This is a genomic window from Allobosea sp. 2KB_26, from assembly GCF_052115715.1.
In the GTDB taxonomy this organism is placed as follows: Bacteria; Pseudomonadota; Alphaproteobacteria; order Rhizobiales; family Beijerinckiaceae; genus Allobosea.
On the sequence record NZ_JBFRHE010000050.1, the window covers coordinates 1 to 3459 of the forward strand.

At 65.3% G+C, this 3459-nt stretch carries 1 protein-coding gene and 1 pseudogene; both read left to right on the forward strand.

Annotated elements, in window-relative coordinates; translation table 11 throughout:
* Positions 1-424 precede the first annotated feature (424 nt).
* Positions 425-2971 (forward strand): excinuclease ABC subunit UvrA, encoded by a 2547-nt coding sequence (locus AB4099_RS35095; protein WP_441481495.1) that lies wholly within the window; start codon positions 425-427, stop codon positions 2969-2971.
* Between the two features lie 72 nt (positions 2972-3043).
* Positions 3044-3373, forward strand: a pseudogene (locus AB4099_RS35100) (hypothetical protein); the annotation flags it as partial.
* Between the last annotated feature and the right edge of the window lie 86 nt (positions 3374-3459).

The following is a 3459-nucleotide window of genomic DNA, read 5'->3' on the forward strand; positions in this document are numbered from 1 at the left end:
GTTGCTCCAGGGCTCCTGGCGCGTGAATTCGAAACGGCATCGGCATGAATGGCGCGAGGCTGCCGGGCGGCTGCCATGCGAGCACAACGACCGAGAGGGGCGGGGAGCTGACATTCGCCAAACCACGTCGGCCAGCCCGGATTGCGCCACAAGCGGAAGTTGGCACTTTGGCGGAAAGCGGACGCAAGCCGCCCCGCTTGCCGTTGTCTCTGCCGCTTCCGGAGGCCGCCTCGTTGGAACCGCTTCGGACTGGATTGGATATCATCTCTCCAGCTCGCTCGGTCATGCTAACATCCGCATCGACGAGCTTCTGCCTCGGGCCTATCCGGCTCAGCCGGCCTTCAGGGACGTGGCCACGCCGATCGATCGTCATGCCCGGACGGCCAACGGCCATTCGGAGCGACCAAGGGCCCAGGAGGTTCGCATGCGAGATATCATGGCCTCCGGCTTCGTTCGCGTCCGTGGCGCGCGCGAGCACAATCTCAAGAATGTCTATGTCGACATACCGCGCGACGCTTTGGTGGTGTTCACCGGCGTATCCGGTTCGGGCAAGTCGTCGCTCGCTTTCTCCACTCTCTATGCCGAGGCCCAACGCCGCTATTTGGAATCGGTCTCGCCTTATGCGCGCCGCCTATTCCACCAGATGGAAGTGCCCGAGGTCGACGAAATTGACGGCCTGCCTCCGGCGGTGGCGCTGCAGCAGCAGCGCGGATCGCCAACCACCCGCTCGTCAGTCGGCAGTGTCACGACTATCTCGAACCTGCTGCGAATGCTCTACTCGCGGGCCGGCGACTATCCGTCAGGCCAAGCCCATCTCGACGCCGAATCCTTCTCTCCCAACACGCCCGAGGGCGCCTGCCCGCGCTGCCACGGCCTCGGCCGGATCCATGAGGTAACCGAAGCCTCGATGGTGCCCGATCCTTCCATGACGATCCGCGAGCGCGCAGTCGCCGCCTGGCCGATGGCATGGGGTGGCCAGAATCTGCGCGACATCCTGATCAGCCTTGGCATCGATGTCGACACTCCGTGGCGCGACCTGCCGAAGAAGGTGCGCAACTGGATCCTGTTCACCGAGGAGCAGCCCCAGGTTCCGGTCTATCCCGGGTGGAGCCATGATGAGATTCAGCGCGCGATCCAGCGCAAGGTCGAGCCCGCGTATATGGGCACCTTCTCGAGCGCGAAGCGCCATGTAACGCACAGCTATGCGACAACCCAGAGCGCGATGATGAAGAAGCGCGCCGCGCGCTTCATGATCGCGCGGCCTTGCCCGGTCTGCGACGGAAAGAGGCTGCGTCGGGAGTCATTGTTGGTTCGCTTCGAGGGCCTCGACCTCGCCGAGATGAGCCGCCTGCCTATGGCCCGCTTCTCGAAGATCTTCGGGCCTTATGCCGAGGCGAAAGCCGGCAAGCTCAGGGCGCTGCGCAAGACCCACCCAGAGAAGGCCTTGGTGGTCGAGCGCATCGCCGGCGATCTGTGCCGCCGGCTGTCGGTGCTGCTCGATCTCGGTCTCGGCTATTTGACGCTGGAACGCAGCACCCCGACCCTGTCGCCGGGCGAGCTGCAGCGGCTGCGGCTTGCCACCCAGGTCGTCTCGAACCTGTTTGGGGTCGTCTATGTGATGGACGAGCCGTCTGCGGGGCTCCATCCCGCCGACACCGAGGCTCTGCTCCGCGCGCTCGACGGCCTGAAGGCTGTCGGCAATTCGCTGTTCGTCGTCGAGCATGAGATGGACGTGGTCCGCCGCGCCGACTGGATCGTCGATGTCGGCCCCGCCGCCGGCGAGCATGGCGGCGAGATCCTCTACAGCGGCCCGATCGAAGGCCTGCGCAAGGTCGCCGTGTCAGAGACAAGGCGCCATTTGTTTGACGAGGGCCGCGGGATGCCGCGCCAGGGGCGCGAGCCAGCCGGCTGGTTGCGACTGGAGGGGGTTTCACGCAACAATCTGAAACGGGTCGATTGCGCGATCCCGCTCGGCGTAATGACCACGGTTACCGGAGTCTCCGGCTCGGGGAAATCAAGCCTTGTCAGCCAGGCGCTTGTCGAACTGGTTGCTGGTGCGCTCGGCGCCCCGGTCGCGGCCGACCACGAGGCGGATGCCGAAGCGGCGCTCGAAGACCGCCCGGCCGGCGTCACCGAGGGCCGGATCCTCGGCGGCCTCGAAGGGATCAGGCGGCTGATCGAGGTCGACCAGAAGCCGATCGGCCGCACCCCGCGCTCCAACCTCGCCACCTATACCAGCCTGTTCGACCATGTCCGGGCGTTGTTCGCGGCGACTCCCGAAGCCAGGAAACGCCGCTACGATGCCGGCCGCTTCTCGTTCAATGTCGCCAAGGGCCGCTGCCCGCGCTGCGAGGGAGAAGGCTTCGTCATGGTCGAACTATTGTTCCTGCCGAGCGTCTACGCCCCCTGTCCCACGTGTCACGGCACCCGCTACAATCCCAAGACGCTCGAAATCCTCTATCGTGGCAAGACCATTGCCGAGGTGCTCGCGCTCACAGTCGACGGTGCCTGGGAATTCTTCGACGATGCGCCGAACGTCTGCCGATCGCTCAAGGTGCTTCGCGAGGTCGGGCTCAACTATCTCCGCCTCGGACAGCCCGCGACCGAATTCTCGGGCGGCGAGGCGCAAAGGGTCAAGCTCGCCACCGAGTTGCAGCGCGCCCAGCGCGGCGGCGCGCTCTATGTGCTCGACGAGCCGACCACCGGCCTTCACCCGACCGATGTCGAACGCCTGCTCGGCCAGCTCCATGCGCTGGTCGACGCCGGCAACAGCGTCGTCCTCGTCGATCACGACATGAAGATGGCGGCGGCGAGCGACTGGGTGATCGACATCGGCCCGGGCGCCGGCGACGAGGGCGGGCGGATCGTCGCCAGCGGCCCGCCGGCAAAGGTCTCTGCGTGCAGAGCCAGCCGCACCGCGCCCTATCTGGATCGGGCGTTAGGCGGGGGGGCGGTCCTTACGGCCAGGTGATCGTCGGCACCAAAGCGGCTGCGACAGACGTAGGCGGCATGCCTCCAACCCTACTAGCATGCAGGCGAACGTCGCGGTGCGGCTGACGAGCGGAATCTGTTCGATCGCGCTCTTGAGATCGTCCAGCAGATCCGTCCGAAGGCGGTGATGATCGAGAATGTTGTCGGGATCACTCAGCTCACGGCCACGATCATCGATCGCACGACTGTCGGGTCGGCAAGACGCCTAAGCGGCCCCGTTGTCGGTGCAACCTCCCAATGCCTATTGCGCCCAATCCTGATCAACCACTTGACCGATGGATGTTCGGGACTCCCTTCGAGCCCGGCATCCTCCCGCTTGGTTCGCCCCATTGGAAAGTTTGCCCCAATCAGGATTTCGTGGCGGCGAGGTCGCCTCCGATGACAAGGAGGGGTTGAGCTCGGGCTTTCACGGCTCGGACGAGTTCGCAGCCGGATTCCGGCTCAAGTGAAAGCAGCCCTGAAATGCAA